This is a genomic window from Dechloromonas sp. ZY10 (genome assembly GCF_041378895.1).
GTDB lineage: Bacteria > Pseudomonadota > Gammaproteobacteria > Burkholderiales > Rhodocyclaceae > Azonexus > Azonexus aquae.
This window is the reverse complement of sequence record NZ_CP144212.1, coordinates 3,502,182-3,519,901: the sequence shown is the minus strand read 5'-3', so window position 1 is coordinate 3,519,901 and position 17,720 is coordinate 3,502,182. Positions and strand designations below refer to the sequence as shown.

Annotated in this window: 17 protein-coding genes; 10 read left to right on the top strand and 7 right to left on the bottom strand. The window is 54.0% G+C overall.

Translation table 11 applies throughout. The features are described from left to right. Positions 1-4 precede the first annotated feature (4 nt). From hsdR to VX159_RS16130, 4 genes are all read right to left on the bottom strand, one after another. Positions 5-2,404 carry an EcoAI/FtnUII family type I restriction enzme subunit R gene (gene hsdR / locus VX159_RS16145; protein ID WP_371323897.1) on the bottom strand — a complete coding sequence of 800 codons (2,400 nt, stop codon included), beginning with the start codon at positions 2,402-2,404 and terminating at the stop codon, positions 5-7. Next, the gene (locus tag VX159_RS16140; RefSeq protein WP_371323896.1) at positions 2,404-4,200 is read right to left on the bottom strand and encodes a DUF262 domain-containing protein; all 1,797 of its coding nucleotides are present in this window, start codon (positions 4,198-4,200) and stop codon (positions 2,404-2,406) included. The genes hsdR and VX159_RS16140 overlap by 1 nt, the downstream gene beginning before the upstream one ends. A gap of 12 nt (positions 4,201-4,212) precedes the next feature. Then, positions 4,213-4,467 (bottom strand): restriction endonuclease subunit S, encoded by a 255-nt coding sequence (locus VX159_RS16135; RefSeq protein WP_371323895.1) that lies wholly within the window; start codon positions 4,465-4,467, stop codon positions 4,213-4,215. Positions 4,468-4,487: 20 nt separating this feature from the next. Next, a protein-coding gene (locus tag VX159_RS16130) for an IS3 family transposase (RefSeq protein ID WP_371323894.1) occupies positions 4,488-5,635 on the bottom strand; the annotation gives its coding sequence in 2 pieces (ribosomal slippage) (positions 4,488-5,389 and positions 5,389-5,635; 1,149 coding nt in all). A gap of 83 nt (positions 5,636-5,718) precedes the next feature. Between VX159_RS16130 and VX159_RS16125 the strand changes: the two genes are divergently transcribed. The 5 genes from VX159_RS16125 (at position 5,719) to VX159_RS16105 (ending at position 12,674) form a co-directional block, all read left to right on the top strand. Further along, positions 5,719-6,006 carry a hypothetical protein gene (locus VX159_RS16125; RefSeq protein ID WP_371323893.1) on the top strand — a complete coding sequence of 96 codons (288 nt, stop codon included), beginning with the start codon at positions 5,719-5,721 and terminating at the stop codon, positions 6,004-6,006. Between the two features lie 288 nt (positions 6,007-6,294). After that, a complete protein-coding gene (locus VX159_RS16120) occupies positions 6,295-9,996 on the top strand; it encodes a reverse transcriptase domain-containing protein (RefSeq protein ID WP_371323892.1) in 3,702 nt (1,233 codons plus the stop codon). A gap of 93 nt (positions 9,997-10,089) precedes the next feature. Further along, a complete protein-coding gene (locus VX159_RS16115) occupies positions 10,090-10,245 on the top strand; it encodes a hypothetical protein (RefSeq protein WP_371323891.1) in 156 nt (51 codons plus the stop codon). A gap of 59 nt (positions 10,246-10,304) precedes the next feature. After that, positions 10,305-11,882: a hypothetical protein gene (locus VX159_RS16110; protein ID WP_371323890.1), complete on the top strand. Its 1,578-nt coding sequence runs from the start codon at positions 10,305-10,307 to the stop codon at positions 11,880-11,882. Between the two features lie 69 nt (positions 11,883-11,951). Next, a complete protein-coding gene (locus VX159_RS16105) occupies positions 11,952-12,674 on the top strand; it encodes an NYN domain-containing protein (RefSeq protein ID WP_371323889.1) in 723 nt (240 codons plus the stop codon). A gap of 127 nt (positions 12,675-12,801) precedes the next feature. Here VX159_RS16105 and VX159_RS16100 read toward each other — a convergent pair whose 3' ends face one another. The 3 genes from VX159_RS16100 to VX159_RS16090 form a co-directional block, all read right to left on the bottom strand. Further along, positions 12,802-12,948 (bottom strand): hypothetical protein, encoded by a 147-nt coding sequence (locus VX159_RS16100; RefSeq protein ID WP_371323888.1) that lies wholly within the window; start codon positions 12,946-12,948, stop codon positions 12,802-12,804. A gap of 64 nt (positions 12,949-13,012) precedes the next feature. After that, positions 13,013-13,372, bottom strand: a complete 360-nt coding sequence (locus tag VX159_RS16095) for a CZB domain-containing protein (protein ID WP_371323887.1) — start codon at positions 13,370-13,372, stop codon at positions 13,013-13,015. 58 nt (positions 13,373-13,430) lie between these two features. Further along, positions 13,431-13,871, bottom strand: a complete 441-nt coding sequence (locus VX159_RS16090) for a bacteriohemerythrin (RefSeq protein WP_371323886.1) — start codon at positions 13,869-13,871, stop codon at positions 13,431-13,433. Positions 13,872-14,005: 134 nt separating this feature from the next. On the opposite strand from VX159_RS16090, the gene VX159_RS16085 reads away from it, so the two are divergent. The 5 genes from VX159_RS16085 (at position 14,006) to dtd (ending at position 17,710) form a co-directional block, all read left to right on the top strand. Then, on the top strand, positions 14,006-14,593 hold the full coding sequence (locus VX159_RS16085; protein WP_371323885.1) for a YigZ family protein: 588 nt from the start codon (positions 14,006-14,008) through the stop codon (positions 14,591-14,593). Positions 14,594-14,846: 253 nt separating this feature from the next. Beyond that, the gene (locus VX159_RS16080; protein ID WP_371323884.1) at positions 14,847-15,533 is read left to right on the top strand and encodes a DUF3334 family protein; all 687 of its coding nucleotides are present in this window, start codon (positions 14,847-14,849) and stop codon (positions 15,531-15,533) included. Positions 15,534-15,617: 84 nt separating this feature from the next. Then, positions 15,618-16,157 (top strand): phasin family protein, encoded by a 540-nt coding sequence (locus VX159_RS16075; protein ID WP_371323883.1) that lies wholly within the window; start codon positions 15,618-15,620, stop codon positions 16,155-16,157. A gap of 347 nt (positions 16,158-16,504) precedes the next feature. Beyond that, complete coding sequence (locus VX159_RS16070; protein ID WP_371323882.1) at positions 16,505-17,200, top strand: STAS domain-containing protein; 696 nt, start codon at positions 16,505-16,507, stop codon at positions 17,198-17,200. A gap of 57 nt (positions 17,201-17,257) precedes the next feature. Continuing rightward, positions 17,258-17,710 carry a D-aminoacyl-tRNA deacylase gene (gene dtd, locus VX159_RS16065; RefSeq protein WP_371323881.1) on the top strand — a complete coding sequence of 151 codons (453 nt, stop codon included), beginning with the start codon at positions 17,258-17,260 and terminating at the stop codon, positions 17,708-17,710. Positions 17,711-17,720: the final 10 nt, after the last annotated feature.

Genomic DNA, 17,720 nt, shown 5'->3' with positions numbered 1-17,720 from the left:
TGCCCTAGTTTTGGGGAGCATCGAAGTACAAATACCGTTGAAAGCCAACAAAGGCTTTCCGCACAACGTCAGGCGCGCCAAGGTCAGCAAACGCATCGGCGATCGCATTGTTGTACTTCAGCTTCAACAGCGGCCCGAGCTTAGTTTCATCCAGTTCATCCACACCCGCACTGACGTAATGAGCAAGCACAAAGGTCAGGAAGGCTCGCTGCTTGTCGCCAAACTCTTGGCTGATTACAACCTTCGCTCGTTCTGCACGCTCCTCGCGGGTTAGCGGTGTGTCCGCATAGGCGACAAAGGCCAGCACATCGAATAGGTCTGATTTGTCGGCCTCGATGATCTTTTGCATCTCGGCTAGCTGATCTTTGCCGAACCCCTTTTCGGCGAGCCCATCAAGCAACTTGCGGCGCGTATCTGGTGCGCTCCAGATCGTCCGCAGTTCGTCCTCATCCTTGAAAAACTCTGGCAGCTTGCCGAATAGGGCCTCCATGAACTGTGCGGCAGACATGGGTGTGCCATCCGGGTGCCAGAAACTGGTCGCGGTCATGAACTGAATTTGCCGTTCCTTACCGTCCGCGAGCTTTACCTTTGCCTTCTTCTTGCAGGTGCATGGCCGATTGCCACATTTCGGGCACGGCTCCTTCGGGCATGAGCAGGGCTGATTTCCACAGGCAGGACACAGTTGAGGCGGCCTCTTTTCGCAAGTGCAGGGCGTATTGCCACATTTCTTGCAGGCCTCAAGCTCTACCGGCTCACCATCCCACTCTGGATCACTAAAGTGGTGATGTGCTTTCACAAAATCGTAGATGGTGAAGTAGTCCTTGCCGTCGTAGAGCCTGGTGCCGCGGCCGATGATCTGCTTGAACTCGATCATCGAATTCACCGGTCGCATCAGCACGATATTGCGTACGTTACGGGCATCGACCCCGGTTGAGAGTTTCTGCGAGGTCGTCAGGATGGTCGGAATTGTCTTCTCGTTATCCTGAAAGTCGCGAAGCCACTGCTCGCCCAGCACTCCATCCTCCGCTGTGACGCGCTGGCAATAGTTCGGATCACTGCTTTGCTTAGCTTGATTGATCAGATCTCGCACCGCCAGGGCGTGTTCCTGCGTGGCACAGAACACGATCGTCTTTTCCTTCTGGTCGATGGACTGCATGAAGATATCGACCCGCTTCTTCTCCCGTTCCTTGATCTCGATGATCCGATTGAAGTCGGCTTCTTCATAGCGTTTGCCGGCCTCGATCTCACCTTCCACCAGTTTGTCGTCAGGGGTATAGACGTACTCATCCAGCGTAGTGGCGATCTGCTTGAGGCGGAAAGGCGTCAAAAAACCGTCGTTGATACCGTCTTTCAAGGAGTAGATGAATACTGGCTCGCCAAAGTAAGCGTAGGTATCGGCGTTGTCCTTGCGCTTTGGTGTGGCGGTCAACCCCAACTGTACGGCGGGAGCGAAGTATTCCAGGATGCCGCGCCAGTTGCTTTCATCGTTCGCACCGCCCCGGTGGCATTCGTCGATGACGATGAAATCAAAAAAATCCTGCGGATATTCGCCGAAGTAGGGCGACGGGTGACCATCCTTGGGAGGGCCGCTCATGAAAGTCTGGAAGATGGTGAAGAAGATGCTGCCGTTCTTAGGTACCTTGCCCTTCTTTTTGATGTCGTCCGGTGAAATGCGCACCAAAGCATCTTCCGGAAATGCTGAAAAAGCGTTGTAGGCCTGATCGGCCAAGATGTTGCGGTCAGCCAGGAAAAGAATGCGTGGGCGCCGCGTTGGCTCAATGTTGGATTTCCAATCAGTGATATTCCAGCGGCTTTGAAATAGCTTCCAGGCTAGCTGGAAGGCGATGAAGGTTTTGCCGGTGCCGGTAGCCAGGGTCAGGAGAATCCGGTCCTGCCCGTCCGCCAGCGCAGCCAGCACCCGTTCGATAGCAATATCCTGATAGTAGCGCCCCTGCCAGTACCCGCCTTTATCCTCGAAGGGTACGGCGGCAAAGCGGTTGCGCCAGGCATTCTCGACAGCGAAGGTGGCTTGCCATAGGGCCTCTGGTGAGGGGAAGGCAGGCAGCTCGCCCTCGTGGCCGGTGTGCATGTCGATACCGTAGATGCCCTGGCCATTGCTCGCGTAAGTGAAGCGGAGTGCGAGCTTGCCGGCGTAATCCTTAGCCTGGCCAACGCCTTCGGTCAGAGGCTTGGCCCAGGCCTTAGCCTCGACGACAGCGAGCTTAGTGTTGCGATATTCCAGCACATAGTCCGCAGTCAGCGGTTTGCCACGCTTTCCGCCCCCCTCCAACCGGCCGAGGGTGATCGGATACTCGCGCCGAATCCTGCTGCCTTCAATGACGCCCCAGCCCGAGGCGGCCAGTGCGGGGTCGATATGTTCGGCGCGGGTTTCGGCTTCGTTCATCACAGCACCTCAAACCAAGCCTTAACTTTCAAGGCCATGAGCTTGCGGCGTTCTTCGAGGAAATCGCTAAAGTCCTTGATTTCACCGTCAAGCATGGATTCAGGGATGCAATTCATGCGCAGATTCTCGCGCATGGTTTGCTCGTCGCTGATACCACCGTACTTCAGCACACCGCCCTTGCACTGCTCTGCCAAGGCAGCAAAGTAGACACCCGGTGCCGTGGCGCTGATAGCGATATTGATTTCGCTTTGTGCCACCACATAGTTGGCGATTTGGTTGTAGGTACTGGCGCTGAAACCCAAACCCTTTAGGTACTGACGTGGATAGACGTGGTGAATATCCGAGCGATTGAGCAGCAGATCCGTCACGGTGATGTTGGTTGAAAGGAAACCCTTGTCTCCAAGTTTGCCCTGCGCAGCCTTGTAGCAAAGGAAATAGGGGCTCTTGATTGACGACGTGGCCATGAACTGAGGCAGCATGCCGGTCCAGAAGCTCTCTGGCAATTCGGCTGCTATCACAGTCTCCACCACAGCCTTTACTCCCCGGCTTTCGATCTGGCGAATGTCAAAATCGAACTGCGATTCGGGGGAGCCGCTGTAACGCCCTCGCAGTACCGACATGGCGAACCAGCGTCGAACCAGTTGCTCCAGCTCTGCGGCCGGCACGCCTTCCTTACGCCCCCGAAGGTACAGGATGTAGGCGAAGTTCACCGCGTTTTGGCTGCTGATCATGTCGCTGGTGATGAAACCGGCCGAGCGCAGGATCATGGTGATGCGCTTGAAGTGTGTTTCGTTGATGAAGGCGTGGATGCCGTCTTTCAACTTGGCGAAGGACTGCTCGGCAATTGCCTCTTCGAACTGCTTCGACTCGAAATTGCGGCCGGAGAGCAGCGCCACCAGATCCTGCAGCTTGCCTCGCCCAAATTCCGAGGTGAAGGCCACACGCAGCATATCGGTGTAGGTGGGATCGTAGATGTCGTCATTCACATCGCAGATCCACTTCATCTTGCCGTAGAACTCCGAGCCGACGAAGGCCGCGTCACCTTTCTCGATCTTGGACTTGAAGTCCGGCGCCACCGCCAGATGGCAGAAGTAATCGATGGCCTTGCGCAGCACATTGCCGCCATAAGTCTCGTTTACCGCGATCTTCGACATGGCAAAGTCTGCCTGCGAGAGTTGGGCACCGGCGGAGTTCACGCGAATGAAGATTTCCGTGACGGTTTCAATATCCAGATCTTCCGCCAGCTCAATGATGCCAACGTGGTTATGCACAATCCCACGCAGCCGCTCGATCACCTTGAAGACCGTATCCTGCGAACACCCGGGATTAGCACTGCAATACTCGGTCACCAGCTGGAAAACGCTAGTTTTGGGGTCGAAAACCTTGGCCACATCGGGCAACCAAGCCACATCCTTGCGAATAGCCGGGTTGCTCACCTCAAACCCTTCTGTCTGAGGGTTAAAGGCGATGCGGATCTGCACGGTTTCGTAATCTTCGGTCAACACCTCCACGCCGAGCAAGGAAGCCATCAACGCCGTGACCCGCTGCTGCCCGTCGATCAGGATGCGCTTACCTGCCGAGGCTGTGCCGTCCTTAAGCTTCACGGTCGGATTGCGCCAGGCAATCAGATAGCCCACTGGATAACCCTGATACAGGGAGTCCAGCAGATTACGAACTCGCGTTGCCTCCCACACGAAGGGGCGCTGAATTTCGGGAATTGCGATCTCACCAGACTTGACCCAGGTCAGCAGAGTTTCAATCGGGTGGGGGGTAACGGAATAACGCTGGGTTGCCATGCGAGTGTGTCCTCACAGATTGCCGCTGAAAGCCTGATGCAGCAAGGATTGCCTCAGTTCGTCGAGCGCAGCATGTTTGCGCTGATAGAGAGAGTCGAGGCGCTGGGTTTCAAGCGCCAACAGATCGAGATCCTTAACAATTCTCTTTTGCTCAGGGGTGTCCGGCAGTGAAATTGGATATTTTGCGACGTTTTTTGCCCCAAGATTCGGTTGAGCAGCGCCGTTCTCATAAACCTTGATCTGCCCTTGACCGTTGGGGCTCGTCAAGATGAATCGCCCCGGCATTACTAGACACTCTGTAGCCGGTTGAAATATTGCTTTTCGAACTCTACCGGAGAAACGTCGTTGGCATGGCTGTGACGACGTTTCGGGTTGTAGAACATTTCGATGTAATTGAAGACATCACGCGTAGCCTCCTCTCGGTCGAGATAGACCTTGCGACGGATACGCTCGCGCTTGAGCAACTGAAAGAAGCTCTCTGCGACCGCGTTGTCGTAGCAGTTGCCTCGACGACTCATACTGGCTACCAGCCCATGAGCCTTCAGGAAGGCCTGCCAGTCATGGCTGCTGTATTGGCTTCCCTGATCGGAATGCACAATCACCGGGCCAGATGGATTTCTGCGCCAGACGGCCATCAGTAAGGCCTTGAGAACCAATTCGCTGTCGATCCGTGAGCGCATCGACCAACCAATCACTTGGCGTGAAAACAGATCAAGGACGACTGCAAGATATAGCCAGCCCTCATGAGTTCGGATGTAGGTAATGTCCGTGACCCACGCTTGGTTGGGGGCCTCAACGTCGAACTTCTGCTCCAGTTGGTTGATAGCCACCACAGCCGGCTTGCCATAGCGATGCGAACGGCGGCCATAGCCAACTTGAGCGCGCAGCCCTTCCTGTCGCATCAGCCGATAGACCCGATGCTTGCCACAGGATTCGCCGAGATCGCGCAGATCATGGGCGATCTTGCGGTACCCATACACCCCGCCGCTTTCCAACCAGCTTTGCTTGATCAATCCGAGCAGGCGCTGATCTTCCTTGTCTCGTTCAGAGGCAGGATTTGCTTTCCAGGCGTAATAGCCGCTCGGATGCACAGACATCATGCGGCACAGTCTCCGCACTGGGTACCGCACCTCCTCCGATTCGATGAATGCGTACCTTACCGGGACTCTTTGGCAAAGTACGCTGCGGCCTTTTTTAGAATGTCGCCCTCCTCGGTCACGCGCTTCAGTTCCGCTTTCAAGCGCCGAATCTCGCCCGACTGGCTCTGTTGCTCCAGCCGCTCCGGTTCTGGCAGGCTGTACTTCTTGATCCACTCGTACAGCGTCGGCTGTGACACGCCGAGACGTTGTGCTACGTCGGGTGCTGAATGACCACTATCGGTCACTTGCTTGACCGCCGCAATCTTGAACTCTTCCGGGTAACGCTTGCTGCTCATGAGGCCTCCTTGACCCTAAGTTTAAGGCTCAGGAGTATCTAATGAGGCCGGGGCGATTCAGTCCTTCTCGGTGTGAAGCAGGGATGGATACCCTGGACGCTTCCAGTCCGCTCTTCATTTCTAAACTAATGGAAATGGAGTTCACCATGATGTGGAATCAGCAAGAACGTGCAGTTAAGGCCCTGGAACAGCGTGCGCGTCGCAAGGCAAAGAGCGTTGGGCTCGTAGCGATCAAGTCTCGTAAAGGAGTTGGCTGCGTCGATAACCTCTGCGGGTTCAGGATTCTCGATGCGATTCTGGGCACCATTGAAGCAGGTGAGCGGTTTGATCTGACTGCGGATGAGGTGATTGCCTACTGCTCGGCTGAATAAAACGTCGAGCACAAAAAGGGCCCAGGGGAGCGATCTCCTGGGTCTTTTCTTTTCACGATTGAAAAGGCAATGCGGCCCCTACTGCCACAGTTGCGGACGCGGATGGCATTCGGTTGGAGTAAGCGCGCCATGCTCAAGCATGAATAGAAAGTGACGGATGTCGGAGATCACTATGTCACGCGGTCTCGATCGTTTTGTTGCATGCTATGATCATGTATTTTCATGCTGGCACTACGATTTTCAGAGCATGTACGAAGCTAGGACTACTCGCTGGGTAACGACAATAAAATGAAACTCATTTCAGAACACTATCGAAAGCTTAAACCTCAGATCGAGTATCTGGCCGATCAAGTTGTGATTGCCCAAGCTTGGAAGAAAACACATGGCTATATGCGTACTCATAATTGGTACGCTGACACTTTGGCTTTAGATGTGTCCGCGCTAGGGCTGGAGCGCAACTCTAAAGCGTGGGCCGATGCACTAGAAAATGAAAATCTCGAATTGGTCCCACTGGAGTTGGTGCCAGCAGCGAAATCTGATACATGGGACATAAAACCAGATGAGGGCTGGGCCCCTCTGCAACCTGCGGAAGATCGGAAGATCAAGCCACCGCTTCGACCATTAGCCCATTTGACAATCAGAGACCAAACTTGGGCATCTGCTCTGATGCTTTGCTTGGCTGATGCAGTCGAGACCGCACAAGGTGATTGTAGTAAGGCAGTCACTTCGCGGAATAAGAACCGCGTATTCAGTTACGGAAATCGCTTGCTTTGCGACTGGAACGACCAGGGGGCATGGTTCCGATGGGGAAATGGGGAAACCTATCGAAAGTTTTTTACCGATTATCAAAACTTTTTGCGGCGCCCCATTGATATTGGGCGAAACGTGGCTAATTCGGTTAGCGATACCGACCACGTTTTTGTCATTAATCTCGATCTCTCCAAGTTTTATGACAATGTTGATCGAGCAGTATTAGTGAAACGCTTGAAATCTTTAGCCAAGGAATATGGCTACAAGGATGAGTGCCGAAGATTTTGGGCAACTGCTCAGAAGATTATTGATTGGCAATGGCATGACGAGGCGAAGGAGACCGCAAATAAATTAGGTATGCAACTAGGCCAAGGGCTACCGCAAGGGCTAGTGGCTTCGGGCTTCTTTGCCAACGCGTACATGGTGGAGTTCGATCGGGCCATTGGGAAGCATATCGGTGAGAGCCTTCCAAAGATGCGAGGCGTAGTGCTGCATGATTACTGCAGGTATGTCGATGATCTGCGGTTGGTGGTCAGTTTTGATAATTATGACAGAGACACTTTGGCTCTCGGGATCAACAATTGGATTTCTCATCAGCTTAAAGCTTATGCCGGGAATTCAATTGAGCTCAATGGTAAGAAAACCAAGGTTACTGCGCTATCTGATTTGGATAATCGAGGGAGCCTATCTGGGCGCATCGCGCTATTGCAAGAGGACCTGAGCGGCCCAGCTGATCGTGATGTGTTGGAGAATGCGTCAGCAGTATTAGAAGGGTTGCTAAGCTCCCAATCTGATGACCTCGATGAATCCTTCGATAAGCTAAATGATCAGGATAAACCGCTATTTCGGCTGGTTAGGTTTGACCATGATGTCCGCTTAGATACGTTAAAGCGATTTGCGGCCAATCGATTGGAGTCGATAACTCGGAGCAAGCGAAAACTGACCGGGGGCGGAATACAAGATGCAGAGGCAGCGAACCTAGAGGACAACGAAAGTGAGCTCTTGGCCAAAAAGCTGATAAGAGCTTGGATGCAAGATCCATCACTCGGCCTTGTGTTGAGAAAGGCAATCGAAATATTCCCCTCTCCGGCAATTGTCGAGCCTGTTCTGAACGCAGTCTACAGAAGAAGTGCGGTGGGCGGGTTCAAGGATGATTTGCAAACGGCAGCAATGATGGATTACTTGCTTGCCGATATTTTCCGCTGCTGTGTTGATTTCAACGGATTCTTCCAACGGATCGATTACCCGCTATCCGCTGCACCTGAGGAAGCTCTGGACGTTGCCGCGAGCCTAGCTCAAAAAATCATTTCGGTTCCTGAAATACCACGTTTTCTCGAACGACAAGCCTTGTTATTGCTAGCTACCTTGCAGAAGCCGGTTGTTATCAGCGATAGTGAAATAGAAAAAACTATTCAGCACAGTCTGCATGCAATTTTGGCTGGCAGACTACCCGAATATCAGCGCCAACGTTCGGCGCTCTTTGAGGTCGCTGCCCAGATAACGGGAAAGCCTAATATCTTTGCCTCGTATTTGCTGCAGACAATTGAAAGGCAGAACGACGACGTCAAATATGGCGTACTTGAAGAAATTGCCAAGCGAGGAGGAGAGTTCTGGCTCAGCGTTTGGAAGCGATTGTCAAAAGCGAAGGAATGGCAAAATCTTGCCGATCGTCTCAAATGGGCCTCACCAATTTTTGCCGCAGATCTTAAATCGCATAAGCAGAAACTATCAAAAATTATTGCATCAGAAAATAATGGGTTTGAGCACGAAGTGGCGTTGGTCAAACTGGCGCTTGCACTCATTACCTTTGCAGAAAATAACTTTGATTTACTGCCGCTTTCTCCGAGTGAATTAGATATATCCAAAGAAAAAGCGAATGCAGGTTGGGATGAGCTTTGGTTGCCCAGCGTTGAGGTGCTTAAATGCGTGAGCACCGCTCAGACTAAGACGATCGATCCTCGATTTGAAATCCCACCATGGTTGGACTGCAATAATTCCGATCATGTGGTGGTCTATTGGATTGGAACTATCCTTAGAGCAGCGGTCGTTGGAGGAAGCGACTACACCGGTAATCGCTGGAAGTCAGGCAAAATTATCGGTTACAAGGGATTGAGAACGGGATGGTATAAACGCCGAATGGGCATGATGCATGCTGCGGAGGCGTTGGTTGGAAATTATGCAACTGTATCCAATTGGATGTCTGAGTTGCTGATGAAATGCCTGCAATGGCCTGGATTTGAGTCGACATTTCTTCAGTGTGAAGACATCGCGGGTATAGATGGTCTTGCTACGCTAAAGAGCGTGTTGAAAGACCGGGAAGCGTTACTGAACAGCAATTACTGCTCGGCTTCAAGAATGCCAGCCTTGGTTACTACGATTAAGCGGCCATCAGATGCATCGCGTTCCACGTTTCGAATTGTCACGGTGCAGCAATTGTTGCCCCGGACTAAAGATTTTACGGTTAGTGACCCTAAGCTAGATCTACCAAAGGCACGAGCGGACGCACGTGCCCACGTGGCGAGAGTCTGCCGATTAACCTACAAGACCTTATCGGCCAAGCTCGAAGCAGACAAAGATAAATCGGGGACTGGCGCCGATTTGATAGTCTTTCCAGAGGTCGCAGTACATCAAGACGATCAGGATTTATTGAAGCGCCTTGCTGATAAGACAAGGTCGATCGTCTTTGCCGGTTTGGTTTTTCTCGATCATAAAGGGAAGTTGGTAAATGTTGCCCGCTGGTTTATTCCAGACTACCGACCGTCTGGACGTCACTGGATCATTCGAGATCAAGGGAAAGCCAATATGACTAAAGGAGAGAAATATTTGGGCATTTCCGGCCATAGGCCTTGTCAGCACATTATCGAACTAACAGGAGCCGAGGAGGGGGCGATTCGCATCGGCGGGGCTATATGCTATGACGCGACAGACCTAAACTTGGCGGCCGATTTGAAAAAGAAAACAGATTTGTTTGTTGTCTGTGCACATAACAAAGATGTGAGTACCTTCGACACTATGGCAGCAGCGCTTAACTACCATATGTATCAGCACGTAGTGGTCGTTAATAAGGGGGAGTTCGGCGGATCGACGGTACAAGCTCCCTACAAAGAGCATTACGACCGGCTCGTTTCCCATGTGCACGGCGCAGACCAAATTTCCATTCATGTGGCTGACATTGATCCTGCTGCTTTCAGGAGAACGCACAAGGTTTTCAAGCCTGTAAAGACCAAACCGGCGGGTTAATTCCATTCCAAATTCACGTCGCCAAAACTCCAGGTTACGCGCTGAGCATCGGCAAATACCATGGCTACTCCTTTAACCCAGCTAGGAGTAATCATGGCAAAGCAATCCCAACAGCAATCACGTACCCAGCAACAGTTGAACGACCGTGCGAACGCACTCAATAACAATCGAGGGACTTCTGGGACGAACCCGGTCAACGCTCAGGTTCATGGCAATCGGGGTAAGCAGTTCAATCCGAACCAAAAGTGATGCGTCGTATCCCCGCTGCGTGCGGGGATACGCACTTTTAAGAAGCGGTGTGATCGATCATGAACGATAACTTTCCGACACTGGGCGAACTGGTCAAGTTTGCTTTTGACGCAGCAGGCGTTCTACCCCGCAAACGGGGAGAAAACGACGGCCTAAACGACACAGATAAAAAGCGTATTCAAAAACAGCTCCAGCGCCTTACCGACGAAGAAGGTAGCCTGACGGATCGCTGTGGTGAGCTGATCCGTAACCTGGGTTTTCTGACAGCCGGTGCGATACCGAACGCCAAAGTAAATTTGGCATTTGGCGAAGGTGTTATGGACCTCTTCGAGGTTTACAACGCCGTCATTCGTGATGAGGGTACTTATCTCAACAAGAAAGACAGCATTCTTTGGTTTTGTCGCGCACATGCAATTCCCCGACTGGCGATATCAATCCAGAAGCACGCACTCCGTTTCAATTTGGCTTCTGAGGGATTCGCAATTCCGCCTGACCCCAACTGGTACCTGCCTACGGTTAACGGCGACGAGATCATTTTGCCGATCAAGAAAGCCATGTCTTGGGTTTATGAAGCCTGCGGTGTCAGCCGGACACACTTTCACTACCCGGGCAAGAGCGCCAACACTGATGATGCAGAGCTACAGCAGAACCTAGAGAACGCGTCGGACTGGTTTAAAGGAGAACGTCTTCCATCATGGCCCGGTCTGTCTTGGAACTTTGCGCGCTCATTTGAGCATCTTGAAAGCCATAGCGACAGAGCGTATCAGCGCCATTTTCCAGAGAAGTTGCGTGAAAGCATCTTTCAGGTGCTTTTCTTGGCCCGGCTGGCTACCTACATTTGCAATTTGATCAAGGAAGCCTACGGGACGGTCATACTGGAGCAGTTAATCACCCAATTCACGCAACACCGCGATTGGCTATCAGTCGACCTTGATTCATTTACAGAAGAAACCACTTCATATATCGAGGGATACAGCGTCCCGCCAATCGCCATAGATACAGTCTGGATGGAGTTCTCGGAGCAATACTGGACCTGGTTCCGCGATCGCTACGCCGACTTGGCCAATACGCTGGATTACTTGCTGCACGAGAACGACTACAACCCTCTGCCCGCTGATACGGTTGCTGAACTTATTCAGAGGTATGGCGAGTACAGTGTGCGTACCGCACTCGACAGATTGGAAATCAATCGCGAATTTTCCATTCCTTCCGGCTTTCCACAAAGGCTAGGCGAAGGATTCGAGTTAAAGAAAAATTCCGAATGCAGCGACGAGGATATTGATCAGTACCTGCAGGCACTCCGACAGGACGGCTTAGCGTCACATCTCAACTGGATGGAGCGTTGGTTGCGTGCAGTCGTTCGCTACCGGAACGGTGACTACGAGTCTGCCTTCTATCATATGGAATATGCCTTCGAGCAGGCGAAGTACCGAGCCGGCGGTAGCCAGTATCTGCTGGTGAACCAATTCATCGAGCTTGCCGCAAAAACGGATCGCTGGAAAAGCTTCAAGAAAGGAGTCGAATGGGCACTATACATTGGGGTTTCCATCCGCTGGCTCCGTGCTCAGGAGCCTACCGAGGAGGCGCTGCAATTCGTTTTCGCGATGATGCAAAAGGCCACCTACGCACAGTTATAAGCGCCCCAGATCATGACAAATAATAGCGGTCGGGATACGATCGACGTTTGTTCTAACAATCCAAAAATCATGAAGAAGCAGATGTACAACATTGCGGTTTACGTAGACATGGAGAATGTCGCTTCAACCGAATTTGCGCTGGAAGATTTAATGAGTGCATTGCTTCGAGCCGATGACGACCACAACTGCATTTTCGTGATCAAGGCGGCTTACGGAAATCAGACGACTGGTAAGAAGACGCTCAAAGAGCAACTAATCGACCACAACTTCACGTTGATCGACACGCCGAAGATTGGCGCGGAGAAGAACCGGGCCGATCTCTTCATCAGCTTGGACGCTTTTGAAACGCTCTACCTCGGCAACCCGAAGATCGACCGCTACTGTTTCCTGACTAGCGACTCCGACTTTACAGTCATTGGTGACCGTTTGCGGAAGTACGGGAAGGAGGTCTGGTTGGTCTGTCGTAAAAAGGACAAAGACCGGGCAATTTTGGCTAAAGCTTTTGATACCTTGCTATTTCTTGAGGATTTTGCGAAGGCGAAGATCAGGACCTTTGACGATGCAATCGAAAATCTCTTTGTCAAAGCGCTCCGCAACATTGATCGGAACAAGTTGCCAATCAATGTTTCGACCGCTAATAACAAGATGAAGGAAATTGACCCCAGTTTTGACGTTGCGCGAACTCAGTACAAGAACTTCATGCCACTGGTGAAAGAGATGACTAGCCGAGGGCACTTGCGCTTTACAACATCGCCAGGCGGGGAAAACCGGATTACTGATATCCTCATTTAGCCGCGCGTGGTGTTTCGTAACTGTTCGGTCTCGCGTCTGGTCACATTCTGGTCACAGCAGAAGCGGATTCCATCCAATTCAGTCAAACTGAGGCGTTAGAACTAAGCCCTATCCCGAAAATTTGTATTCATGTGATTTCCTTCAATTGCCAAGGAAACAGCGGGGTAATAGAATCACTGGTGAAGCCCATAATGAGCGGATCGATGGTCGGGTTGACGTGTTCGATTCCCATCGCCCGCTCCACATCGAATTCAGGCAGATCATTGATCTGCAAAAGAAAAAGCCAACCGATGCCGGTTGGCTTTTTTGCTTTTCGCCGCTTTTTACCGTTTGCGTGATCAGCCGATCCGCTTTTTGGCCAGCCGCAGCAACTGGATAAGTTGTGCCGACAGGTTGTCGAACTCGCCGAGCAATAATTCAAGTTCGTCGAGGGCGTCGTGGCGGTTGATTTTTTCGGCCAGGTCGCCGGCAATTTCATGGAAGGTCTTGTGCAGTACCTTGATTCTCTGGTGCGGGTCATCGCCCAGGAGCCTGAGAGAATCCGGGGAGTTCAGCCAGCAGCCGAGCGTGCAGAGATTGTCGTCGCGGGCGGTGGCGAGATCGAAGGCCTCGCGGTTCACGCCCTGGATCGCGGTCTGGAAGCGGACTACCCAGGTGCGATGGGCGAGAATTGCCTGATCGATGCTGGAGAGCGGCATGCGGTGTCGTCTTTCGTGATTGACTCGCAGTTTATCTGAAGAATCCCCGCCGGCCAGGTCAGGCAGTTTCGCTTGCCGCATTGCCGGCAGCCGCCGGCTGCGGATGCCGCCCTGTCAGATCGGCTTGATCGGTTTTTTGCAGGTGATCGCACAGGTAATCGCAGGTCAGACGATAGAGTCCCTGGCGGTCGATGTGGCCGATGCTTGCCTCGCACAGCAGGTCAGTCAGCCGAGTCCGGTAGTGATCGTGCTCGGCCTTATGAGCTTCGAGGTTGGGACTGGCATTTTGTTCGAGAAAGTTTTCTTCGTCGTTGAAGTGCCGGTCGAACAAAACCGCGATATCGTTAAGCAGCAGGTGAAAATGGCTGTCGGCTTGGGTGCCGGCCTCAAGCGCACAGCGCCCCGCCTGCTGACTGATTTCGAACAGCTGCCGGTGCTGGCGGTCAAGTGTTGCATTGCCGACCTGCAAGTCGGGCGACCAGTTGAGCATTTGGTTCATTTCGCGTTTTTTTTGATTTTCGTGTTTCTATTATTAACTAATTCGCATGTCTTGTTTTGTCCGCTGTCAACAGATTGACGGTTCGCTGCCGGAAAATTTGGCCGCAATGCATGCGCGGACGCATGGAGGGAGCCATGGCTAATGCCCTGATGGCGCCGGCGACCGCCGAATTGACGATCAGGAAGAGCCGCTTTCTGGCCCGGATCGAAAATGTGGCCAGCCGCGAGGAGGCCCTGCGCATCGTTGCCGACTTGCGGCGCCAGCACCCCGGTGCCGCACATGTGTGCTGGGCTTTGCTGGCTGGGGGGCAGTCGGCGGCTGTGGACGATGGCGAGCCTAGCGGTACGGCCGGCCGACCGATGCTGGACGTGTTGCGGCACCGCGATCTGGATGGGGTGCTGGCGACGGTGGTGCGCTATTTCGGCGGGGTCAAACTGGGGGCCGGTGGTTTGATTCGGGCCTATACCGACAGTGTTGCCCGGGCCCTGGCCGAGGCCTGCCTGGTCCCGCAGGTCGCGCGCCTGCGACTGTGTTGCGTCCTGCCCTATGCGCGTGAAGGCTGGTTGCGGCGGGAATTGCAGGCTGCCGGTGCGGTACTGGAGGCGGTCGAGCATGGGCAGGCGGTGCGGGTAGTGCTTTCGTTGCCTTGTGATCAGGCCGATAATCTTCGTCGCCGGCTCGATGAGAACGGCGGGGGGCAGGTCTGCTGGGAAGCGACCTGACGGTTGCGCGCAAGGGCGAGCCCAGGAGAAACGAGATGAAATATCTGAGCGTATGTTTTTTGCTGGCCGCGCTGGCCGGGTGTGCAGTGCACACACCGGGCACGAGTGTGGTGATTGATCCACATCCCTCCGGTGGCGGCTTTTGCCCGCCAGGGCAGGCCAAGAAGGGTAATTGTTAAGCACCGGCAGTAATGGCTGGCCCAGACTGGGCGGCTGTTATACATTGAACATTTTTCGTCTGGAATATTCGATCATGAGCACGCAAGCACCTGTTGTCTTCGGTACCGAGGATTTGCTGAAAACCCTGTGTAATTCGGTCAGCCGGGTGCTGACTACGGCGACGCAACAGCCGATCCGCTATTCCGGGATGGTGCAGAAGATCGGCAAGACCTGCCTGAAGCCGGATATCGGTTGCTTTGTCCTGTTTGACGGCGGTTTTTCCGGTCTGGTCGTGCTCAATTTCTCGGCCCAGGCGGCGATGGAACTCTACGAGAGCTACATGCTGAACATGGGCATGGCGCGCGAAGATCTGGCCGTCTCCTACACCTCGGACGAAGTCAGCAATGTGATGGGCGAATTGATGAACCAGATGGTCGGCGACTTCACCAGCCGCGTCGAACGTGAATTGCAGACCCACATCACGCAGAATCAGCCAAAGATGCTGGTGATCAACAAACAGGTCACGCTCAGCATCGGGGCCAACCTGGATAACCCGGAGGCACGACGGGTCAGCTTCTTTACCGGCAAGAGCAATACTTTTTATCTCGAACTGGCTGTTGATCGGACGGAGTTCATCAAGATTGCCGATTTCGATACCGAGGAAGACCGCGATCCGGATGCCCTGTTCGCCCAGGCTGCCAAGAGCGGCCAACCGGTGCAGGCTGCGGCGGACGGCGGCGAGAGCGATAACCAGCGCCTGCTCGATTCGCTGGGCATGTAAGCGGCGCGGGGTCCGGTCGGCTCGCAGGTGGGGCTATAATCAACAGAGATATGGAAGATTTGATATTTTTAGAGGAGAAGCTCCATGACGATGAATGTCGAACAATTTGCAGTTGCCAACAAGGCAACGGTCGATTCCCTGCTGGCCGTGGCCAATGTCGCACTCGCTTCCGCTGAACGGATTGCTGCCTTGAACCTGAACGCAGCCCGGTCGGCGATCGAGGATTCCGCTTCCGGCGCCCAGGCCGTGCTGGCGGCAAAGAGCCCGCAGGAGGCGGCTGACATTCAGGTGGCTCTGGCTCAGCCGGCGGTAGAGAAGGCGGTGGCTTACTCGCGTTCGGTGTACGAGATTGCCGCGCAGAGCCAGGGTGAGTTGGCCAAACTGATGGAAGCCCAGTTCTCCGGTTTTCAGAAAGCCCTGACCGAATTGGCCAAGCAGACTACGCAGGCCATTCCGGTCGGTGGCGAAGGCGCATTTGGCGGGATTCAGGCCGCGATGAATCAGGTCAATGCATCGTTCTCCCGGATGAACGAGGTCAGCAAACAGTTTGCCGAACTGACCCAGGCCAATTTTTCCGCTGCGACGCAGGCGGCTGAGGCAATGAGCAAAGGCTTGCGCAAGTAAGCCGGCGTTTCCGATAGCCCCGCAAGACTCCGGTCTGCGGGGCTTTTTTGTGCGCGGCAACAAAATCGATTACTTGCCGTTACAGACTGCAACAAAATATTTGCTGCATTGCACAAGATGTTGCCGCATAATGCGATCTGTCTCCTCCATTTCCAAGAATGGATTTATGCCCGCCTTGTGCGGGCATTTTTTTTGTTTGGCGCAGGCCTGCTGATTTGCCGCAGTGACGTCCATCCGCTTCTTGTCGATTTTGTCATTTTATGCAATTGGTTTATTATCGATAAATGTCGTCCAGCCATTCCGGGCGGATGATGCGGACCAGGCGGACGAGGGAGCCAAAGCAGGCCATGAACAATGCGAGACAAGCCTTGCACAACAGTGCGGAGGCGCAGGTTACCGAGCGGCGCCAGCAGGTGCGTTATCGCATCCCCGGTAACGCACAGCAACATGCGCAGCTCAAAGTGGGCGTCAGCATTGTCCAGCTTGGGGTGCGCCACGATCTGATCGGCAGCCTGCTGGACATTTCGGAAACCGGCTTGTGTACCCGCCTGCAGGGGCGGTTGCCGAAATTGCCGATACGCGATCAGATGCTGACCGTCGAATGGGAGATTTATTCTTCGCTTGGTCTGACCTGCGGTCTGGCAACCATCCGCCGCCAGCAATTGCATGGCGACGATCTGCTGCTCGGCCTGCACATCGGGGATAACAAGCCGGTACTCAAGGGGTTGGTCGACTACCTGCGGATGCACTGGAATCTCGGCAGCATTTCGGTGGACCAGCGGGGGCAGGCAAGGGTGCACGGTCGGCTGCATTTCGAAACCGCGCGCCAGCTGACGCATCTTTCGCATCGGGTGAGAAAAATCGACCTTGCCCAGTGTAGCGGCATCGATGGGGCGGGGGTTGGCGTGGTTGCCCTGGCGGTGGCTCGGGGTGTCGCGCTGACTGGTTGTTCCGGCGATGTGCGGGCCATGCTGACTGCGGCCGGGGTTTGCCAGCGGTGTTTCGCTCTCGGTCAGAGCCAGTCCGGCGCTGCGCATTGCTGAGCCAGGCCCGCAGCCTGGGTAAGATGTTGCCTTCTTGATTCGGATAGGGAACGTCTCATGCGGGTGGTAGTGCAGCGGGTAGCGCAAGCCAGTGTCACGGTCGACGGGCAAATTTGCGGAAAAATCGGCGCCGGTTTGCTGGTGCTGGCCGGGTTCGAGGCGGAAGACGCTGCGGCCGATCTCGACTGGATGGTCGGCAAGCTGTTGCGCTTGCGCCTGTTTGCCGACGCCGACGGGGTGATGAACCGCAGCGTGCAGGAAGTCGGCGGCGAAATTCTCGCCGTATCGCAATTCACCCTCTATGCCTCGGTCAAAAAGGGCAACCGGCCATCGTGGAGCCGGGCTGCGCGGGGTGAAATTTCGCAGCCGTTGTTTGCCGACTTTGTTGCCAGACTCGAAGCCGCGCTGGGCAAACCGGTGCCAACCGGAGTTTTCGGCGCCGACATGCAGGTTGCGCTGGTTAACGACGGGCCGGTGACGCTGACCATCGACTCGCGGCAGCCGGAATAAACCGGCGGCC

Bases quoted from the DNA above. Each gene is read 5' to 3' on its own strand.
- VX159_RS16110 (WP_371323890.1), top strand. From the start codon at position 10,305: ATGAACGATAACTTTCCGACACTGGGCGAACTGGTCAAGTTTGCTTTT.
- VX159_RS16120 (WP_371323892.1), top strand. From the start codon at position 6,295: ATGAAACTCATTTCAGAACACTATCGAAAGCTTAAACCTCAGATCGAG.
- VX159_RS16075 (WP_371323883.1), top strand. From the start codon at position 15,618: ATGACGATGAATGTCGAACAATTTGCAGTTGCCAACAAGGCAACGGTC.
- VX159_RS16090 (WP_371323886.1), bottom strand. From the start codon at position 13,871: ATGAACCAAATGCTCAACTGGTCGCCCGACTTGCAGGTCGGCAATGCA.
- VX159_RS16085 (WP_371323885.1), top strand. From the start codon at position 14,006: ATGGCTAATGCCCTGATGGCGCCGGCGACCGCCGAATTGACGATCAGG.
- VX159_RS16095 (WP_371323887.1), bottom strand. From the start codon at position 13,372: ATGCCGCTCTCCAGCATCGATCAGGCAATTCTCGCCCATCGCACCTGG.
- VX159_RS16115 (WP_371323891.1), top strand. From the start codon at position 10,090: ATGGCAAAGCAATCCCAACAGCAATCACGTACCCAGCAACAGTTGAAC.
- dtd (WP_371323881.1), top strand. From the start codon at position 17,258: ATGCGGGTGGTAGTGCAGCGGGTAGCGCAAGCCAGTGTCACGGTCGAC.
- VX159_RS16080 (WP_371323884.1), top strand. From the start codon at position 14,847: ATGAGCACGCAAGCACCTGTTGTCTTCGGTACCGAGGATTTGCTGAAA.
- hsdR (WP_371323897.1), bottom strand. From the start codon at position 2,404: ATGAACGAAGCCGAAACCCGCGCCGAACATATCGACCCCGCACTGGCC.
- VX159_RS16070 (WP_371323882.1), top strand. From the start codon at position 16,505: ATGAACAATGCGAGACAAGCCTTGCACAACAGTGCGGAGGCGCAGGTT.
- VX159_RS16105 (WP_371323889.1), top strand. From the start codon at position 11,952: ATGAAGAAGCAGATGTACAACATTGCGGTTTACGTAGACATGGAGAAT.
- VX159_RS16140 (WP_371323896.1), bottom strand. From the start codon at position 4,200: ATGGCAACCCAGCGTTATTCCGTTACCCCCCACCCGATTGAAACTCTG.
- VX159_RS16125 (WP_371323893.1), top strand. From the start codon at position 5,719: ATGGATACCCTGGACGCTTCCAGTCCGCTCTTCATTTCTAAACTAATG.